Origin of the sequence: Wujia chipingensis (assembly GCF_014337155.1) — a bacterium.
Taxonomy (GTDB): domain Bacteria; phylum Bacillota; class Clostridia; order Lachnospirales; family Lachnospiraceae; genus Coprococcus_C; species Coprococcus_C hominis.
This window is the reverse complement of the sequence record NZ_CP060632.1, coordinates 1,849,265-1,868,862: the sequence shown is the minus strand read 5'-3', so window position 1 is coordinate 1,868,862 and position 19,598 is coordinate 1,849,265. Positions and strand designations below refer to the sequence as shown.

Here is a 19,598-nt window from a genome sequence, read left to right as displayed (position 1 = left end):
ACGATGAAGATGGACAGAATTTTATTGAAACTTTCAGGAGAAGCACTTGCCGGAGAAAAGCATACCGGATTTGATGAGGCGGTTGTCCGTGACGTGGCAAAGCAGGTAAAGGCAATCTGTGATAAGCATATTCAGGTGAGTATTGTAATCGGCGGAGGAAATTTCTGGAGAGGTAGAACATCCGACAACATGGATCGTGTAAAGGCAGACCAGATTGGTATGCTGGCAACGGTGATGAACTGCATCTATGCAGCAGATGCGATGCGTGCAGAAGGATTGAAGACACACATTATGACACCATTTGCCTGTGGCAGCATGACAGAGCTTTTTAACAAGGACAAGGCAATCGAGTATCTGGAGAACGGAGAGGTCGTATTTTTTGCAGGCGGAACCGGACATCCATATTTCTCAACGGATACAGCAACCGTGCTTATGGCAATCGAGGTAGAGGCAGATGTGATCCTTTCTGCCAAGGCAATCGACGGTGTGTATGACAGTGATCCAAAGACAAATCCGAACGCAAAGAAATATGACACGATGCCAATCTCTGAGATCGTGGACAAGAAGCTTGGTGTGATCGATCTTGCGGCCGCTGTGCTTGCAATGGAGAACAAGATGCCGATGATGCTGTTCGGCTTGAATGATACCAACAGTATTGAGAAGGCTGTGACTGGTGGATTTACCGGAACAACCGTAACAGTAGAGTAAGCGTGTGTTACATGTCAGGAAGACAGGACGACAGAAAAGTATATTATATTTGGAGGAAGAAAAATGTTAGCACAGTATGAAGAGAAGATGAAGAAGACAATTGAGAGTCTGGAGAAAGAATACAGCACAATCCGTGCCGGACGTGCGAATCCACATATTCTGGATCGTATCACAGTACTTTATTATGGAGCACCTACACCATTGCAGCAGGTGGCAAATATCACAGTTCCAGAAGCAAGAACGATTATGATCTCACCTTGGGAGTCAAGCCTGATCAAAGAGATCGAGAAGGCGATTGTATGTTCTGATCTTGGTATCAATCCAAACAACGATGGTAAGAACATCATTATCAACTTCCCAGAGCTGACAGAGGATCGAAGAAAAGAGTTGGCAAAGGACGTTAAGAAGAAGGGTGAGAATGCAAAGGTTGCCATCCGTAATATCCGTCGTGATGCAAATGATGCATTGAAGAAGGCGAACAAGGCAGCAGAGATGTCTGACGATGAACTCAAAGGCAACGAAGAGAAAGTTCAGAAGATGACAGACAAGTATGTGGCACAGGTAGATCAGGAAATCGAGACAAAGACAAAGGAAATCATGACAGTATAAGCTATGAAGAAAATCATTGATGGAGAAGAATTGGAAATACCTACTCATGTGGCAATCATCATGGATGGAAATGGCAGATGGGCAAAGAAACGTCTGCTTCCACGGAACATGGGACACAGACAGGGGGCGAAGGTGTTGGAGCAGATCTGCCGGGATGCAGCGGATTTGGGAATCCGGTATCTGACGGTGTATGCATTTTCCACGGAGAACTGGAAGCGTTCGACTGAGGAAGTAACCGGTATCATGAATCTGCTTCGAAGCTATCTGTCGAACTGTGTGGAGCGTGCATCAAAGGATGGACTGCGTATCCGTGTGATCGGAGACCGGAGTGCCCTGGATGCAGATATCGTGGAGATGCTTGAACATGCAGAGCGTGAGACAGCGAAGTTTGACAAGCTGGATTTTACAATCGCGTTAAATTATGGTGGCAGGGATGAACTGCGCCGGACGATGACGAAGCTTGCAAAGCAGGTACAGGAAGGAACACTTGCACCGGAAGCAATCACAGAGGATGTGATAGCAAAGCATCTGGATACGGCAGATCTTCCAGATCCAGATCTGCTGATCCGTACAAGCGGCGAACTGCGGTTATCGAATTATCTGATTTGGCAGCTTGCTTATGCAGAATTCTATTTCACAGATACCTTGTGGCCGGATTTTGACAAGGAATCATTGAAAGAGGCAATCCGGTATTACAACGGTAGAGAGCGAAGATTTGGTGGAGTAAAATAAACTATGTTTAAAACACGTTTTATCAGTGGTGCAGTATTAACGCTGCTCACAATTGGAATTTTATATCTGGGTGGTTATGTAACTGGCGTGGCTGTTATGCTTTTGAGTTTGGGCGGAGTGTTCGAGCTGATGCGCGTCTATAAGCAGGAGAAATCTGCGATGGCAGTGCTTGCTTATCTGATGACGATCGCGTATTATTGCTTCTTATTCTTCCATTTGGAGAAATACCTTCTGCCGCTCATGATTCTGTATGTATTATTGGTATTGGCTGTTTATGTGATCACATATCCAAAGTACACGGACAAAGATGCGATGGTTGCAATCTTAGCATTTTTCTATGTTTCATTGCTGCTGTCCTTCCTGTATCAGGTTCGTATCTTAAAGTACGGTGGTGCTTTGGTTGTGATGGTATATATCTGTTCCTGGATCAATGATACATTTGCTTACTGTGTTGGTGTGAAGTTTGGAAAGCATAAAATGTCACCAAAACTCAGTCCGAAGAAGAGCGTGGAAGGATTGCTTGGCGGTATTTTTGGTTCTGCATTGATTGGCGCATTGTATGGAATATTCTTCAATGCAAAAGTATATGAATTAACAAATGCACCACTTATTTTTGCAGTGGCAGGCGCTGTAGGAGCCGGATTTGCGGTGATTGGAGATCTGACCGCATCCGCCATCAAGCGAAATAATGACATTAAGGATTACGGAAAGCTGATTCCGGGACATGGCGGTATCATGGATCGGTTTGACAGTATTATTTTTACAGCACCAATCGTATATTATTGCTTTTCAATTATGATTGGAAACTTAGGAGGCGCAATGTGAGAACAATCGCGATTATCGGCTCGACCGGTTCGATTGGTACACAGACGCTCGACGTCGTGCGTGCCAATGCAGATATCCGTATCGGAGCCTTAGCAGCAGGAAATAATATAGAATTACTGGAAAAACAGGTGCGGGAATTCAGACCGGCACTCGTAAGTGTACAAAGCAAAGACAAGGCAGATGCGTTACGGATTGCCTTGTCTGATTTTAATTGTAAGATCGTTTATGGTATGGATGGACTGATTGCGGTCGCTACATATGAGCCAGCGGAACTTGTTGTGACAGCAATCGTTGGTATGATCGGAATCCGTCCGACGATCGAGGCAATCAAGGCGGGAAAAGATATCGCACTCGCAAACAAGGAGACACTGGTAACTGCCGGACATCTGATCATGAAGCTGGCAGAGGAATACCATGTCCGGATTCTCCCGGTAGACAGTGAGCATTCTGCAATATTCCAGTGCCTGCATGGGGAAAGAGAAAACAAGATAGCAAAGCTTCTGATCACAGCATCAGGCGGACCATTCCTCGGAAAGACAAGAGGGGAATTAAAGGATGTTACAGTGGAGGATGCATTGAAACATCCGAACTGGTCTATGGGAAGAAAGATTACGATTGATTCTGCAACACTGGTAAACAAAGGTTTAGAGGTTATTGAAGCGCGCTGGCTGTTCGATGTGATGCCGGAGGATATCGAGGTTGTTGTGCAGCCGCAGAGCATCATTCATTCGATGGTGGAATTCGAGGATGGTGCGATCAAGGCACAGCTTGGAACTGCAGATATGCGCCTGCCAATCCAGTATGCGCTTTATTATCCAGAACGTAGATATCTGGCTGGTGACCGCCTTGACTTTTCGAAGATTGCCGGAATCATCACAAGCAAACCAGACAGAGAGACATTCAAGGGACTGGATTTTGCATATCAGGCAATTAAAACTGGCGGATCTATGCCGACGGTACTTAATGCGGCAAATGAATGTGCGGTTGCAAAGTTCCTGCACAAGGACATAAAATTTTTACAAATCTATGATATAATTGAAGCCTGTATGGGGGAGCATAAGACCATTGCGAATCCGACACTTGAAGAGATTCTGGAGACGGAACGCTGGGTATATGACTATATTGAACGACAATTCGGTTGATAGAGTTTCGATGTAAAAGGAGATTGTATGAACATTATTCTGATTATACTGGTGTTTGGTGTAATCGTGTTTTTTCACGAGTTCGGACACTTTATTGTTGCAAAGATGAATAAGATCGCGGTTATGGAGTTTTCCATTGGTATGGGACCGGCTATTTTTTCAATACAGAAAAAGGAGACGAAATATTCCCTGCGTTTACTGCCGATTGGTGGGTACTGCATGATGATGGGGGAAGATGGCGAGAGTGAAGATGAGAATGCGTTTAACAACAAGCCGCTGCTGGCACGGATTCTGGTGATTGCGGCGGGTCCTGTGTTTAACTTTATTCTGGCATTTGTTTTTTCAATTGTATTGATTCATTTTACGGGCTGTGATCCTGCCAGACTTACAACCGTGGTAGAACATTCTGCGGCGGAGGATGCTGGAATCGTTGTTGGAGATACAGTGACAGCGATTAATGGCAAGAAGATTTATAATTATCGTGAGATTTTACTCTATATGCAGGCAGAGAATCCTTCCAAGCCGGTAACACTTTCGATTGAGCATGCAGATGGTTCAAAGGAATCGGTTGTTGTAACACCAAAGGTGGACAATGAAGGAAATTATAAACTTGGAGTTGCTGGAGGTTATGTCGCGTCCACCGGATTTGGAAATGATATCAAATATGCAGGTCTGGAGCTTCGATATTGGGTGAAAGCGACGGTGACAGGACTCCGGATGATCGTGACTGGCGGTGTGAAAAATGGAGATATCATGGGTCCCGTTGGTGTTGGAAGTGCCATGAACGAAGTGATTGAAGAGGCAAAGGATATCAGCACAACGCAGAAAGAGGCAGTAATCAATGTAATACTGAATCTTTTAAACTGGAGTATCTTGCTGAGTGTGAATCTGGGTATCATGAACCTGCTTCCGATTCCGGCACTGGATGGCGGCAGACTGTTGTTCCTGTTTATTGAGGCAATCCGTAGAAAGAAGATTCCACAGGAGAAGGAAGCGATTGTGAACTTCATCGGATTTGCGTTACTTATGGTATTGATGGTTGTAGTATTCTTTAATGATATTAAGAATGCATTTTTCTAAAAGGTTAGAAAAGGGGTTGTGATTATGAGATACGGAACGAAAAAAACACTTCCACACAGAGATACGACGAGAATGATAAATATTGGCGGTGTCGTGATCGGTGGCGGCAATCCGATTGCGATTCAGTCTATGACAAATACAGAGACATCTGATGTAGACGCAACCGTGGCGCAGATTCTGGAACTGGAGAAGGCAGGCTGTCAGATCATCCGTTCCACCGCGAATACCGAGGCGGCTGCAAAGGCATTTGATAAGATTAAAGAACAGATTCATATTCCAATCGTAGCAGACATTCATTTTGATTATCGGCTGGCGATACTTGCGATGGAATATGGTGCAGATAAGATTCGGATCAATCCGGGAAATATCGGCGGAGAAGAGAATCTGAAGAAGGTTGTAAAAGTAGCGAAAGAGCGGAATATTCCGATTCGTGTCGGTGTGAATTCCGGTTCCTTAGAGCGGAATCTGGTTGAAAAATATGGTGGCGTGACAGCGGAAGGTATCGTGGAGTCTGCACTTGACAAGGTACGGATGATCGAGGAATGTGATTACGATAATCTGGTAATCAGTATCAAGAGTTCCGATGTTATGATGTGTGTACATGCACATGAACTGATTGCAGAACAGACGAGCTATCCTTTGCATGTCGGTATTACAGAGGCAGGAACGGTCTACCGTGGCAATATCAAGTCTGCGGTAGGGCTTGGTATGATTTTAGGACAGGGAATCGGCGATACGATGCGTGTGTCTCTGACGGGAGATCCGGTTGAGGAGATTACATCGGCAAAGCTGATCCTGCGGACGTTAGGGTTGCGCAAGGATGGAATCGAGCTCGTGTCCTGCCCGACTTGTGGCAGAACAAAGATCGACCTGATCGGACTTGCGAATGATGTAGAGAAACTGATTGCCGGCTATGACCATCTGTCAATCAAGGTTGCTGTGATGGGCTGTGCGGTAAACGGACCTGGTGAGGCACGGGAGGCAGATCTTGGTATTGCAGGCGGCAATGGTGAGGGACTTCTGATGAAGCACGGTGAGATCATTAAGAAAGTTCCACAGGAGAATCTGCTTGCAGCACTGAAGTACGAGCTGGATCACTGGGAAGAGGAGTAAAAACGTGGATAACAAAACATTTTGTAATGTATTTCCGGCTTTTAAGGGTGGAGCGGAGCTTGACGCCTTTTTTTCGGATACGCAGGTGGAGAGTATCAAAACCTACGAGACAAAAAAACAGATGATTGTTACGCTGCAAAGTGACCACCTGATCCCATATCATATGATTACCCGTATGGAAGCATTGCTGACACAGCATGCATATCATATGGGTGGTGCAGGAAAGAAAATCCAGATATTTATGCGATATCAGCTTTCGGAACAGTATGATGTGAGACAGATTGCGGAGAATTATAAAGAAAGCCTGTTAGAGGAACTGCGCAGCATCAGCCGGATTGCATTTCGGTTGATGAGCCGGGCGGAGTGGTATTATAACGAGGATGTGATCAGTATTGCGGTGGAACATTCCTCAGTTGCAAAGGAACATGAAAAGCTGATACGGGATTTTCTCGTGTCTTATTTTCGTGATCATTTTGGAAAAGAAATCGAAGTTGGATTCAGCTATTCCTTAGAGCAGAAAACGAAGCTGCGGCAGGCAAATGCCCTGCGCTTACAGCAGGAGCTCCGTACGATCGAGGAGAAAAATGCAGAATTACAGGCAGCAAAAGCTGCTTCGGATGCTTCGGAAAAAGAGAAAAATGCAGAAGATAAAAAGACTGCCAAGGATGAAAATAAACAGGCAGAAGCAAAAACGGCTGCAAAGACAGATACACCGAAGTCTCCACAGCCAGCCGCATCCAGTGCAAAACCAGCGGCTGCAGCAGCCAAATCCTATGGCGCAGGTGCCAGATCCGATCGCAAATTCTCAGGGAAAGGCGATTATGGAAGTTATCGCAAGCAGCAGTCACAGGACCCGGATGTGTTCTATGGCAGAAACTGTGAGGCGGATATTGTCAAGATTGAGGCAGTCGAAGAAGGTACCGGTGAATGTTGTATCCATGGACAGGTAATTGCATTGGAAGATCGCGAACTGCGAAGTGGAAAGTTTATCATCACAGGTGCGATCACCGATTTTACAGACACGATCATGTTCAAACTGTTTGTATCACCGGATGACCGGGGACCGTTGCTGGATGAATTGCAGAAGGGAAAATTCTATATCATAAAAGGTGTGCCAATGTATGACAGCTACAGTAAGGAAATCACCTTTTCATCCGTTGCCGGAATCAAACCGGCAAATGATTTTCGGGAGAAACGGATGGATAACGCGCTTGAAAAACGTGTCGAGCTGCATCTGCATACGATCATGAGCGAGATGGATAGTGTGGTTGGCATCGAAAAAGTTATTGCCCGTGCGAAGGAATGGGGCATGAAGGCGCTTGCAATCACCGATCATGGTGTTGTACAGGCATTCCCGATTGCAAACCACCAGCTCAAAAAAGGCGAGGACTTTAAGATCATCTATGGTGTAGAGGGCTATTTTGTCGATGATGTAAAAGGTTTGATCCAGAACGAAAAAGGACAGAAGATTGATTCGGAATATGTGGTATTTGATATAGAAACCACAGGTTTAAGTCCGACCAATAACCGTATCATTGAGATTGGAGCCGTGCGGATCAAGGATGGGAAGATACAGGATACATTTTCTGAATTCGTCAATCCGGAGGTGCCGATTCCATATACGATCACGAAGCTTACATCCATTACAGATGCGATGGTGCAGAATGCACCGACCATAGAAGTGATCCTACCGAAATTTTTAGAGTATATTGGCGATGCAAGTGTAGTTGCGCACAATGCCACCTTTGATACCGGATTTATACGGGAGAATGCAAAGCGGCTGGGACTGGTGTTTGACAGTACGATCGTGGATACGATGACACTGGCGCATATCCTGCTTCCGGAGCTTGGTAAATATACACTGGATCGTCTATGTAAGCAGTTTGGTGTTGTAAATGAGCATCACCACAGAGCCTGCGATGATGCGGCTGCTACAGCCGAGATCTTCGTCAAGATGATCAAGATGATCAAAGAAAAAGGTATTACAACGATCCATGAGTTAAACGAAGCGGGTGCTGCATCTCCGGATGCAATCCGGAAAGCAAAAACGTATCATGGTATCATATTGGCGGCAAATGAGGTTGGACGCGTGAATCTGTACCGTCTGATTTCTGAGTCGCATCTGACATATTTTAACCGGCGTCCACGTATGCCGAAGAGTCTGATCAACAAATACCGGGAAGGTCTGATCATTGGCTCCGCCTGTGAGGCGGGCGAGCTTTACCGTGCAGTATTGTACGGAGAGGGCGAGGATGAAATCACAAGACTTTGTAATTTCTATGATTACTATGAGATCCAGCCGGTTGGAAACAACATGTTCCTGCTTGATGATGAGAAAGCTCCGGTCAAGACTGTGGAGGATCTGCAGGATGTCAACCGGAAGATCTGCGACCTCGGGAAACAGTTTGGCAAGCCGGTCGTTGCAACCTGTGATGTGCATTTCCTTGATCCGGAGGATGAGATATATCGGCGGATCATGATGGCGGGAAAGGGATTCCATGATGCAGACCGTCAGCCACCGCTGTTTTTCCGTACAACGGATGAGATGCTTGCAGAGTTCCAGTATCTGGGCAGTGATCTTGCAAAAGAAGTCGTTATTACAAATACAAATAAAATCAATGATATGATTGAGCGTATCTCACCGGTACGGCCGGATAAATGTCCGCCGATCATTGATAATTCCGATGAGACGCTGACGACGATCTGTTATGACAAAGCACATGAGATTTACGGACCAAATCTGCCGGAGATCGTAGAGGCGAGACTGAAACGGGAACTGCATTCCATTATCTCAAACGGATTTGCGGTTATGTATATTATCGCGCAGAAGCTGGTGTGGAAATCAAATGGCGATGGCTATCTGGTAGGCAGCCGAGGTTCGGTTGGTTCATCCTTTGTTGCGACGATGGCAGGTATCACGGAAGTAAATCCACTTCCGGCACACTACATCTGTCCGAAGTGTTATTTTACAGATTTTGATTCGGATTTTGTGAAACAGTTCGAAGGACAGTCTGGTTGTGATATGCCTGACCGGAAATGCCCAAAGTGTGGCACGCTGATGACGAAGGAAGGACACGATATTCCGTTTGAGACATTCCTTGGTTTCTATGGCGATAAAGAGCCGGATATTGATTTGAATTTCTCTGGTGAGTATCAGCCCAAAGCACATGCTTATACAGAGGAGCTTTTTGGAAAGGGAAAGGCATTCCGTGCGGGAACGATTGGTTCTCTGGCAGAGAAAACCGCATTTGGATATGTGTACAAATATTACGAAGAGCATGAGCAGGTAAAACGGCGTTGTGAGATGGAACGTATCGCTTTGGGACTGACAGGCGTGAAACGTACAACCGGACAGCATCCGGGTGGTATGATCGTGCTGCCAAAGCATGAGGAGATTTATTCGTTCACGCCGATCCAGCATCCGGCGAACGACACAACAACCGATATTATTACAACACATTTTGAGTACCATTCCATCGACCATAACCTGTTGAAACTTGATATTCTCGGTCATGATGATCCGACGATGATTCGTCGTCTGGAAGATCTGACCGGACTGGATGCGAAGACGATTCCGCTGGATGATAAAGATGTTATGTCTTTGTTCCATAACACGGAAGCACTTGGTATCAAACCGGAGGACATCGGCGGCACGAAGCTTGGCACACTCGGAATTCCGGAGTTTGGTACAGATTTTGCGATGCAGATGTTGATCGACGCTGCGCCGAAAGCATTTTCGGATCTGGTGCGTATCGCGGGACTTTCCCATGGTACGGATGTATGGCTTGGAAACGCACAGACACTGATTGCGGAGGGTGTCTGTGAGCTTTCGTCCGCGATCTGTACACGAGATGATATTATGACGTATCTGATCTACCGGGGGCTGGAACCGGGACTTGCATTTAATATCATGGAGAAGGTACGAAAAGGTATCGTTGCAAAAGGCAAATGTGACAAATGGGATGAGTGGAAAGAGGAGATGCGTAAGCATGATGTTCCAGAATGGTACATGGAGTCATGTGAGAAAATCAAGTACATGTTCCCGAAGGCACATGCGGTTGCCTATGTTATGATGGGCTGGCGTGTAGCATATTACAAGATTAAATATCCGCTTGCATATTACACGGCATTTTTCAGTATCCGTGCGTCGGCGTTTGACTATCAGCAGATGTGTCTTGGCAAGGAGGCGCTGGAAGAAAATCTGGCTGCCTTGCAGAAGAAAGATAAGAATGATATGAGTGCGACCGAGAAGGATATGGTGCGTGATATGCGGCTGGTACAGGAGATGTATGCGAGAGGTATCGAGTTTATGCCAATCGATCTGTACCGTGCAAAGGCAGACCGTTTCCAGATCATAGATGGAAAGATCATGCCGAGCTTTGCATCCATTGCCGGCATGGGCTTAAAGGCGGCGCAACAGCTGGAGGAAGCAGCAAAAGGCGGCACATTTACATCAAAAGAGGATATCCGTATCCGTGGAAAGGTGTCAAAGACGATCCTCGATGTGATGGAAGAACTTGGAATCCTCGGCGATCTGCCAGAGACAAACCAGTATGATTTCTTTGGCATGCTGAAATAAAAGAGTTGCTATTTTAGGCTACATATATTAAAATAAAGCCAAATGTTTTTTAATGCAATAAAGAAGGACGTGAGAAAGTGAACAATCAAAATACTCAGGACATAGGAATTATCCATGAATCAAATATAGAGGTATCTGACATTCTAGAGCAGGTGTATGAGGCGTTATCTGAGAAAGGATACAACCCTGTCAGCCAGATCGTCGGTTATGTGATGAGTGGAGATCCAACCTACATTACAAGTTACAAAAATGCGAGAAGTCTGATCATGAAAGCAGAGCGGGATGAGATCATAGAGGTACTTCTTGAGAACTATATTGAGACACGGCTCAAGTAAGAAACACTGCGTGGTATTTCTACTTGACAGAAGGAGCGGGACAATATGAGAATCCTTGGACTGGATTATGGCTCGAAGACAGTTGGCGTTGCATTGTCAGATGCAACTTGTTTGATTGCACAGCCACTCGAGACGATCGAGCGAAAACAAGAAAATAAACTGAGACAGACCTATGCAAGGATTGAGGCACTCGTGGTGGAGCACGACGTGGATAAAATCGTACTTGGACTTCCAAAGATGATGAACAATACGGAAGGACCAAGAGTTCAGGCAACGAGAGAATTTGCGGAGAATCTGGAGCGCAGAACCGGATTGCCGATAATATTTGAGGATGAAAGGCTCACGACAGTGGAAGCAAACCGGATTTTAGAAGAGACGGGTGTGTGCGTGAGCGGAAGAAAAGAACACATTGACAAGATGGCGGCAGCTATCATATTGCAGAGTTATCTGGATCGAGAGGCACATAAAAGAGATGAGTGAGAAGATTACATTTGAAACAGAAGATGGAGATATCGAGTTGTATGTATTAGAACAGACAACGCTTTTTGGAGTGAATTACATTCTGGTGACAGATGACGAAGAAAGTGAGGATGGCAGTTTCTTTGTACTGAAAGAAGAACCGGACAGCGAAGGAGATGTCGTTTCTTACGCAGAAGTAGAAGACGAGAACGAATTGAAAGCAGTGATCAAGATCTTTGATGAGCTGTTGGAAGACATTGATTTGGAGGTTTAGTTTAGAATGAAACAGAATAATAAGTCGGTGAAGATCATTCCACTTGGGGGATTAGAGCAGATCGGAATGAACATTACCGCGTTCGAGTATGAGGACAGTATTATTGTCGTAGACTGTGGACTTGCATTTCCGGAGGATGAGATGCTTGGTATCGACCTTGTCATCCCGGATGTCACATACTTAAAGGAAAATGCGGACAAGGTAAAGGGACTTGTGATCACGCACGGACATGAGGATCATATCGGTGCGATTCCGTATATAGAAAATGAAGTGAATATGCCGATCTACGCAACCAAGCTGACGATGGGACTGATCGAGCATAAGCTTCGCGAACATGGAAATATTAACAACGTCAGAAGAAAGATCGTAACACATGGACAGATGATCACACTTGGTGCGTTCCGTATCGAGTTCATCCGTACGACACATTCGATTGCGGATGCGGCTGCACTTGCGATTTATACACCAGCCGGTATCATCGTGCATACCGGAGATTTTAAGGTTGATTACACACCGGTCTTTGGTGAGGCAATTGACCTGCCGCGATTTGGTGAACTTGGAAAGAAGGGCGTGCTTGCACTGATGGCAGACTCTACAAATGTGGAACGTCCGGGCTACACTCCATCCGAGAAAACGATCGGAAAAGTATTTGACCATTTGTTTGATGACAACAAGGATCATCGAATCATCATTGCGACATTTGCATCAAATGTCGACCGTGTACAGCAGATTATCAATTCTGCGTACAAGTATGGCAGAAAGGTGGTTGTCGAGGGACGAAGCATGGTAAATGTCATTCAGACAGCTTCGGAGCTTGGCTATATTGATATACCAGACAATACGTTGATCGAGATCGATCAGATTAAGAACTATCCGGATGAGCAGGTGGTACTGATCACAACCGGAAGTCAGGGCGAGAATATGGCAGCGCTTTCGAGAATTGCGGCCAGCATTCACAAGCAGATCACGATCAAGCCGGGCGATGTAGTTATCTTCTCATCCAGCCCGATTCCGGGAAATGAGAAGGCAATCTTCAAGGTGATCAACGAGCTTGAAATGAAGGGCGCTCATGTAATCTTCCAGGATACCCATGTTTCCGGACATGCCTGTCAGGAAGAGATAAAACTGATGTATGCGCTTACAAAACCGAAATATGCGATTCCGGTACACGGCGAATACCGACATCTGAAGCGCCATGCAGAGCTTGCAGTAGAGATGGGAATTCCCAAGGAAAATGTCAAGATCTTATCCGCCGGCGATGTACTGTCGATAGGAGAAGATGTCTTTGACGTGACTGGTAAGGTACAGGCACAGGGAATTCTGGTCGACGGACTCGGTGTTGGCGATGTTGGAAACATTGTATTGCGTGATCGTCAGCAACTTTCCGAGAATGGCCTTTTGATCGTTGTCGTGACACTGGAGGCAGGAAGCAACCAGCAGGTTGCCGGACCGGATATTGTATCCCGTGGATTCGTTTATGTGCGTGAGGCAGAGAACCTGATGGATGAATGCCGCGAGGTGGTGCAGGAAGCATTGGATAACTGCTTAGACCGGGGAATTACAGATTGGGGCAAATTGAAGAATACGATTCGAGATGCGCTGAGTGATTTCCTCTGGAAGAAGATGAAGCGAAGCCCGATGATTCTGCCGATTATCACAGAGGTTTAATATGAGACAGGTTATTAACGAGAGCAAACAATTAAATGAACATATCCGGGCATCTGAGGAGTACCGCACTTACCTGCGGACAAAACAGGCGCTTCTTGAAAATGAGGAATTGAGCAGACATCTGCAGGAATTCCGTGCCAAGAATTACGAGCTTCAGAATCGGCAGGGCGTAAACCCTTACGATGAGATGATAGAACTGACAAGGGAATACGATGAACTGCTGCACAACTCTGTGGTAAGTGATTTTTTGCAGGCAGAACAGCAGATCTGTAAGCTGCTGCAGCGGGTGTTTGATTCCATAGCAGAAGGATTGGAGTTTGATTACATCAATGAGTGAAAATGTGAAAAAAACAACAAATGGAATAGCAAAGAAAAAAACAAGCAGGAAAAATGTGCGTAAAAAAGAGGAGAATCTGCGAAAAGGTTTAAAGAATTCTTCTGGGTTTATGTTCAGTTTATTTGTCAATATACTGATCGTATTTTTGATCGTAAAGCTGTTTACATATTCTTTTAATTTTGCTTATGGCGTATTTGGCAATGTTGCATACCATCCGGGAAGCCAGCAGTATATCGTGGTCGATATTCCAGCAGATTCCTCGATCATGGAGATTGGAAGTGCTTTGCAGGATGCGGAGATTATTGAAGATAAGTACGTCTTTTATGCCAAGGTAAAGGTAAAGGGCTATGGAAATAAGATCACAAGTGGAAAATATCATTTGTCAGCCAGCATGACCTATGATGAGATATTGCAGATTATCTGTAATATAGATACAAGCAGTGACGAGGAAAACGAATAAGTATGAATGAGTTTGCGAGAATTACATCCTTTGTCCGTTCGATGGCAAAGGAGGATGCCGGGGCGTTGGGAGAATTATATCGGGATGCTGTAAAGCACGGTGTTCCGGTGATCCGGCCAGAGGCAAGAGAATTATTAAAGACACAGTTACTATTGAAAAAGCCGAAGCGTGTTCTGGAGATCGGAACAGCCGTCGGCTATTCTTCTATCTACATGACAGGATTTCTGTCAGAGGATGCGCAGATCACAACGCTAGAATTGAGCGAGGAACGGACTGCGGAAGCAAGAACAAATATCAAACAGCTTGGAAAAGAGATGCAGATTCAGGTGATCTGTGGAGATGCGGCAGAGACGTTGAAGGAGCTTCCAGATGATACTTATGAATTTGCGTTTGTCGATGCAGCAAAGGCACAGTATATTTATTATCTGCCAGATGTGCTGCGCGTGTTAAAACCGGGCGGTGTGATCGTATCGGACAACATCCTGCAGGAAGGGGAAGTATTAGAATCCCATTTTCTGGTGGAAAAGCGGAACCGCACGATCCATGACCGGATGCGGGAATATCTGTATGTGCTCACACATGATGATCGGTTGGAGACAGCCATTCTGCCAGTTGGGGATGGCATGGCAATCTCGGTTGTGCGGGAATTATGTAAGGAAAGTGTATTATAGTATATCAGGATAGCAGGTATGTGTATGATTTTGTTGAGAAATCAGGATACATACGGATGAAAGAGGATCGAAGATGGATAAGTTACAGAAACCAGAATTACTGATACCTGCCGGAAGTCTGGAAGTATTAAAGGTGGCAGTTGATTATGGCGCAGATGCAGTCTATATCGGCGGCAAGAATTATGGACTTCGTGCGAAGGCTGGGAATTTCACAATCGAAGAGATGCATGAGGCAGCAGACTATGTGCATGCGCATGGAGCGAAGCTGTATGTGACGGTAAATATATTTGCACACAATGAGGATATCGATGGAATCAAGGCGTATTTCCATGAATTGAAAGAGACTGGACTTGAAGAGAAAATAGATGCATTTATCATTTCAGATCCGGGTATTTTCACATTGGCGAAGGAAATCCTGCCGGGCATTGAGATTCATGTCAGTACACAGGCGAACAATACGAATTACTTGATCTACGATTTCTGGAGAAAACAGGGCGCGACGCGTGTGGTAGCGGCGCGGGAACTTTCATTAAAGGAAATCAAAACGATCCGGGAACATATTCCGGCAGATATGGAGATCGAGGCATTTATGCATGGAGCGATGTGTATATCTTATTCCGGAAGATGCCTGCTCAGCAGTTATTTTACAGGCAGAGATGCAAATCAGGGAGCCTGCACGCATCCATGCCGTTGGAAATATGCGGTTGTGGAGGAGAAGCGACCGGGCGAATATCTTCCAGTGGAAGAAGATGACAGAGGCACGTATATCTTTAATTCCAAGGACCTCTGCATGATTGAGCATATCCCGGATATGATTGACGCAGGAATCAACTCTTTCAAGGTAGAAGGACGTATGAAGACAGCACTGTATGTAGCAGTTGTTACCCGGACATACCGGGAGGCAATTGATGATTACTATACATCGAAGGAATTGTATGAGAGCAAGATGGAACATTACCGTGAGGAAATCGCAGCATGCACATTCCGTCAGTTTACAACTGGTTTTTATTATGGAAAACCAAACGAGGAGACACAGATTTACGACTGTAACACCTATGTGAAGAACCGTGTCTACCTTGGTACAGTTGAAGAAGTGACAGCGGCAGGAGAACTGGTTATCCACCAGAAGAATAAATTCTGCGTGGGTGATGCGATCGAGGTTATGGCGTTTGACGGCGAGAATGTGGACGTAGAGGTTCTTGCAATTCATGACGAACACGGCACAGAGATGGAATCTGCACCGCATCCAAAACAGTTACTCTGTGTGAAGGTTTCAAATTCAGAGAAAATCAGAAAAGGTATGATTATACGCACAAGGCACTGCGCAGCTTAAGCAGTGCCTTTTTCTCTATCCGTGAGACATAGGAGCGCGAGATATGGAGTAGGTTTGAAATCTCTTTCTGCGTAAGCTCCTGATTGTCATATAAACCGTAACGGAGCGCGATTACCTGCTGCTCGCGGTCATCTAATATTTCGGTAAACAAGTCATTGATATTTCTGAGACTTTCGGACGTGATAACATTCAAAAGCACATTTTCTTCGTCGATTCGGATGACATCCATCAAACTGATCTCATTTCCTTCCCGGTCAGTGCCGATTGGTTCATATAGGGAAATCTCGCGCACTTCCTTGCGCTCCTGCCGCAGCCGCATCAAAAGTTCGTTTTCAATACAACGGCTGGCGTAGGTGACCAGCTTTGAACCTTTGTCAGTATCATATGTATTGATCGCTTTGATCAGACCGATGGTGCCGATGGAAATCAGATCCTCGGTGGAGCGGTTTCCAGTCTGATATTTCTTGACGATATGCGCGACGAGACGCAGATTGTATTCTACAAGGATATTGCGCGCGGATAGATCGCCCGCCTTTGCTTTTTGCAGATAATGCGATTCCTCTTCGGGAGAGAGCGGGTGATGAAAAGTCTGCATGGCTGCCTCGCTATCCCTCTTTGTATATACTATGACGAATGATGGAAAATAGTGCTTTTCCAAGATGGAAAAAGATGGTATGATGATTCTAATAGTTTGGGAAGGAGAGGGTTATGTTTCATTTAAAACACGATGTGCAGATACATCTAAAAAAAGAAAAAGAAGTTTTTCAACTTGTTCGGTTGTTTTTGTTTACATTTATATTATCGGCTGTGCTGATGGGGTTACCTGACTATATTTGGAATATGCATTTATATAGAATATCGTTAATAGTAGTTCCGTGGCTGATAGCAGTCCCATCTATTGTTTATTGTATTAAACAAAGAGTTCAATTAGTTAATAAAAAATGGATTCTTGATTTTGGAATTGGTATAGTAATTGGAGTAGCACTTTCTTGTTTGTGGCTTGTGATTGCAAATCAAATGGGAATAACAGTGGGAAGATTTTATACCAATAATATGTGGACAATAGTCTTCTTTTTTATATATTACGTTTTTTCGGTTGGACCTGCAGAAGAACTCATTTATAGAGTGGCATTTAAAGAAAGCTTGGAAAGTGTAACAGATAAGGCAAAATGGATAGCTCCGATTTTAGCAAACGTTTTATTTGGACTATCACACTTATTTCAACATAATATATCAAACGCGGTATTTGCGTTTTGCGTCGGGGCTATATACACGCTATTATACAATAAATGGAATAAATGCAATTATATTATGGTAGCAGCGATTCATGGAATGTATGACTTTGCTATATGCTTTATTCCGTATATGCTGGATAAGGTGTAGGCTTGGATAAATGAAAATCTTGAAGAACCATAATGTTATGTAAAATAAACGACTTAGACAGATTTAAACAGATATCAAAAAATTGCTTTTTTTTTCAAATAGGCTATGCTATAATTATACATACTATAAAATTTATGAGAGGGTATTGCTATGCGAATAACTGGAGGAAGAAAAAAGATTCGTATAGGTGATTTGCTTGTTGAAGCGGGGGCTATTACGGAAGAAGAGCTTCAGGAGGCACTTGCCTATCAGAAGGAAAATGGTGGACGTATCGGTAATGTAATCATGGAGCTTGGCTTTATCAGCCAGGAACTGTTGATCACAGTATTGACGACACAGATGGGAATTGATTACATCGAGCTGAAAGCCTGCAAGTTGGATGAAGATTTGTTGAAACAGGTACCGGAAAACCTGGTCAACAAATACAAGGCAATCCCGATTGGGTATGATGAGAATAATCCGAATATCCTGCGAGTGGCAATGGTAGATCCAATGGATTTAAATGCTATCGATGATATTGGTATTGCGACGAATACACAGGTAGAACCATTGCTTGCCATGGAAGATGATGTCATGGAGGCAATTGGTAAATATTATGGTAATGCACAGGCGATGGAGGCTGCTGAACAGTACCGTAAGGAGATGCAGGAGAACGGCGTCAATGATGCGGATGAAGAGGCGCTGAATGAAGATATCGAGAATTCTCCAATCGTACTTCTGGTAAAACAGATTATCGAGGGTGGTGTCAGACAGAGAGCTTCCGATATACATATCGAACCGCTGGAGAGTAGCGTTCGAGTTCGTTACCGTATTGATGGTGCGTTGAAGCATGTTATGACCTACGATATTGGACTTCTGGCAGGTATCAGTGCCCGTATCAAGATCATCGGCGGTATGGATATCGCAGAGAAACGTAAACCACAGGATGGTCGTATCACAATTATGGTTGACCGGAGAGAGTACGATGTCCGTGTATCTATCCTTCCAACTGTATATGGTGAGAAAACCGTTATGAGACTTACTTCCAAGGACGGTCTGACGAAACCGAAGAGCGCGCTTGGATTTGGACCAAAGGAATTAAAGGTATTTGATGGTATCCTGAGTAACCCACATGGAATCATCCTTGTAACAGGACCAACCGGTTCCGGTAAATCAACTACACTGTATACATCATTGAGTGAGTTAAATACCGAAGATGTAAATATTATCACGGTAGAAGATCCTGTCGAGGCAAATATCGACGGTATCAATCAGGTTCAGGTAAATGTAAAAGCAGAGATGACTTTCGCGGCAGCCCTTCGATCTATCCTCCGTCAGGATCCGGATATTATTATGATCGGAGAGATTCGAGACAGTGAGACTGCACAGATTGCTGTTCAGGCGGCTATCACCGGACATTTGGTAGTATCCACACTGCATACAAACTCAGCCGCATCTACGGTTACACGTATCATCGATATGGGTATTGAGCCTTATGTAGCGGGCGATGCGTTGGTGGGTGTTATCGCACAGCGACTTGTTCGTAGACTTTGTAGCTCTTGCAAACAGGCAAGATTAGCAGAACCGGAAGAAAAGAAGATTCTTGGCGTCAAGCCAGAGGATATGGATGATGATGTCATTATCTATGAGCCGGTTGGATGCCCGCTTTGCGGAGATACTGGTTATGCAGGACGAATTGGTGTATATGAGATGATGCCGGTATCCAAGGAATTGCAGGCGGTTATTTCTAAGGGCGCTACGGCAGATGTTATTGAGAAACAGGCATTAAAAGAAGGTATGCTGACCTTGAAGATGGGTGCAGCACAGCATGTACTGAATGGTATTACGTCGATTAGTGAGATGAAGAAAATCACATATGGGACGGGTGATGAATATTAAAACTATAATGTA

General features: G+C 44.8%; 19 protein-coding genes. 18 read left to right on the top strand and 1 reads right to left on the bottom strand.

What is annotated here, in order from left to right:
• Positions 1-9 precede the first annotated feature (9 nt).
• The 16 genes from pyrH (at position 10) to H9Q76_RS08660 (ending at position 16,325) form a co-directional block, all read left to right on the top strand.
• On the top strand, positions 10-708 hold the full coding sequence (pyrH, locus tag H9Q76_RS08735; protein WP_117780672.1) for a UMP kinase: 699 nt from the start codon (positions 10-12) through the stop codon (positions 706-708).
• Positions 709-771: 63 nt separating this feature from the next.
• On the top strand, positions 772-1,317 hold the full coding sequence (gene frr, locus H9Q76_RS08730; RefSeq protein WP_021985226.1) for a ribosome recycling factor: 546 nt from the start codon (positions 772-774) through the stop codon (positions 1,315-1,317).
• Positions 1,318-1,320: 3 nt separating this feature from the next.
• Positions 1,321-2,049 (top strand): isoprenyl transferase, encoded by a 729-nt coding sequence (locus H9Q76_RS08725; RefSeq protein ID WP_021985225.1) that lies wholly within the window; start codon positions 1,321-1,323, stop codon positions 2,047-2,049.
• A gap of 3 nt (positions 2,050-2,052) precedes the next feature.
• Positions 2,053-2,874 (top strand): phosphatidate cytidylyltransferase, encoded by an 822-nt coding sequence (locus H9Q76_RS08720; protein WP_021985224.1) that lies wholly within the window; start codon positions 2,053-2,055, stop codon positions 2,872-2,874.
• Complete coding sequence (locus tag H9Q76_RS08715; protein ID WP_249320951.1) at positions 2,871-4,016, top strand: 1-deoxy-D-xylulose-5-phosphate reductoisomerase; 1,146 nt, start codon at positions 2,871-2,873, stop codon at positions 4,014-4,016. The genes H9Q76_RS08720 and H9Q76_RS08715 overlap by 4 nt, the downstream gene beginning before the upstream one ends.
• A gap of 27 nt (positions 4,017-4,043) precedes the next feature.
• The gene (locus H9Q76_RS08710) at positions 4,044-5,096 is read left to right on the top strand and encodes a M50 family metallopeptidase (protein WP_021985222.1); all 1,053 of its coding nucleotides are present in this window, start codon (positions 4,044-4,046) and stop codon (positions 5,094-5,096) included.
• 24 nt (positions 5,097-5,120) lie between these two features.
• Positions 5,121-6,209 (top strand): flavodoxin-dependent (E)-4-hydroxy-3-methylbut-2-enyl-diphosphate synthase, encoded by a 1,089-nt coding sequence (ispG, locus tag H9Q76_RS08705; RefSeq protein ID WP_021985221.1) that lies wholly within the window; start codon positions 5,121-5,123, stop codon positions 6,207-6,209.
• 4 nt (positions 6,210-6,213) lie between these two features.
• Entirely contained in the window at positions 6,214-10,788 is a 4,575-nt protein-coding gene (locus tag H9Q76_RS08700; protein ID WP_249320950.1) for a PolC-type DNA polymerase III, read from the top strand.
• 77 nt (positions 10,789-10,865) lie between these two features.
• On the top strand, positions 10,866-11,123 hold the full coding sequence (locus tag H9Q76_RS08695) for an IreB family regulatory phosphoprotein (protein ID WP_021985219.1): 258 nt from the start codon (positions 10,866-10,868) through the stop codon (positions 11,121-11,123).
• Positions 11,124-11,168: 45 nt separating this feature from the next.
• Positions 11,169-11,603: a Holliday junction resolvase RuvX gene (ruvX, locus tag H9Q76_RS08690; protein WP_021985218.1), complete on the top strand. Its 435-nt coding sequence runs from the start codon at positions 11,169-11,171 to the stop codon at positions 11,601-11,603.
• Positions 11,596-11,856, top strand: a complete 261-nt coding sequence (locus H9Q76_RS08685; protein WP_021985217.1) for a DUF1292 domain-containing protein — start codon at positions 11,596-11,598, stop codon at positions 11,854-11,856. Before ruvX ends, H9Q76_RS08685 begins: the two co-directional genes overlap by 8 nt.
• A 6-nt stretch (positions 11,857-11,862) precedes the next feature.
• Complete coding sequence (locus H9Q76_RS08680; protein ID WP_117780643.1) at positions 11,863-13,524, top strand: ribonuclease J; 1,662 nt, start codon at positions 11,863-11,865, stop codon at positions 13,522-13,524.
• 1 nt (position 13,525) lies between these two features.
• The gene (locus H9Q76_RS08675) at positions 13,526-13,861 is read left to right on the top strand and encodes a YlbF family regulator (RefSeq protein ID WP_021985215.1); all 336 of its coding nucleotides are present in this window, start codon (positions 13,526-13,528) and stop codon (positions 13,859-13,861) included.
• On the top strand, positions 13,842-14,321 hold the full coding sequence (locus tag H9Q76_RS08670) for an endolytic transglycosylase MltG (protein ID WP_147353258.1): 480 nt from the start codon (positions 13,842-13,844) through the stop codon (positions 14,319-14,321). The genes H9Q76_RS08675 and H9Q76_RS08670 overlap by 20 nt, the downstream gene beginning before the upstream one ends.
• A gap of 2 nt (positions 14,322-14,323) precedes the next feature.
• Positions 14,324-14,992, top strand: coding sequence for an O-methyltransferase (locus H9Q76_RS08665; protein WP_249320949.1), 669 nt, complete (start codon positions 14,324-14,326; stop codon positions 14,990-14,992).
• A gap of 73 nt (positions 14,993-15,065) precedes the next feature.
• Positions 15,066-16,325, top strand: a complete 1,260-nt coding sequence (locus H9Q76_RS08660; RefSeq protein ID WP_021985212.1) for a peptidase U32 family protein — start codon at positions 15,066-15,068, stop codon at positions 16,323-16,325.
• Here the strand turns inward: H9Q76_RS08660 and sigK are convergent.
• A complete protein-coding gene (gene sigK / locus H9Q76_RS08655; protein ID WP_249320948.1) occupies positions 16,297-16,920 on the bottom strand; it encodes an RNA polymerase sporulation sigma factor SigK in 624 nt (207 codons plus the stop codon). The genes H9Q76_RS08660 and sigK overlap by 29 nt on opposite strands.
• Before the next feature lie 113 nt (positions 16,921-17,033).
• Between sigK and H9Q76_RS08650 the strand changes: the two genes are divergently transcribed.
• Both H9Q76_RS08650 and H9Q76_RS08645 read left to right on the top strand, forming a co-directional pair.
• Positions 17,034-17,708, top strand: a complete 675-nt coding sequence (locus H9Q76_RS08650) for a CPBP family intramembrane glutamic endopeptidase (protein ID WP_249320947.1) — start codon at positions 17,034-17,036, stop codon at positions 17,706-17,708.
• Between the two features lie 150 nt (positions 17,709-17,858).
• Complete coding sequence (locus H9Q76_RS08645; protein WP_249320946.1) at positions 17,859-19,586, top strand: GspE/PulE family protein; 1,728 nt, start codon at positions 17,859-17,861, stop codon at positions 19,584-19,586.
• Positions 19,587-19,598 lie beyond the last annotated feature (12 nt).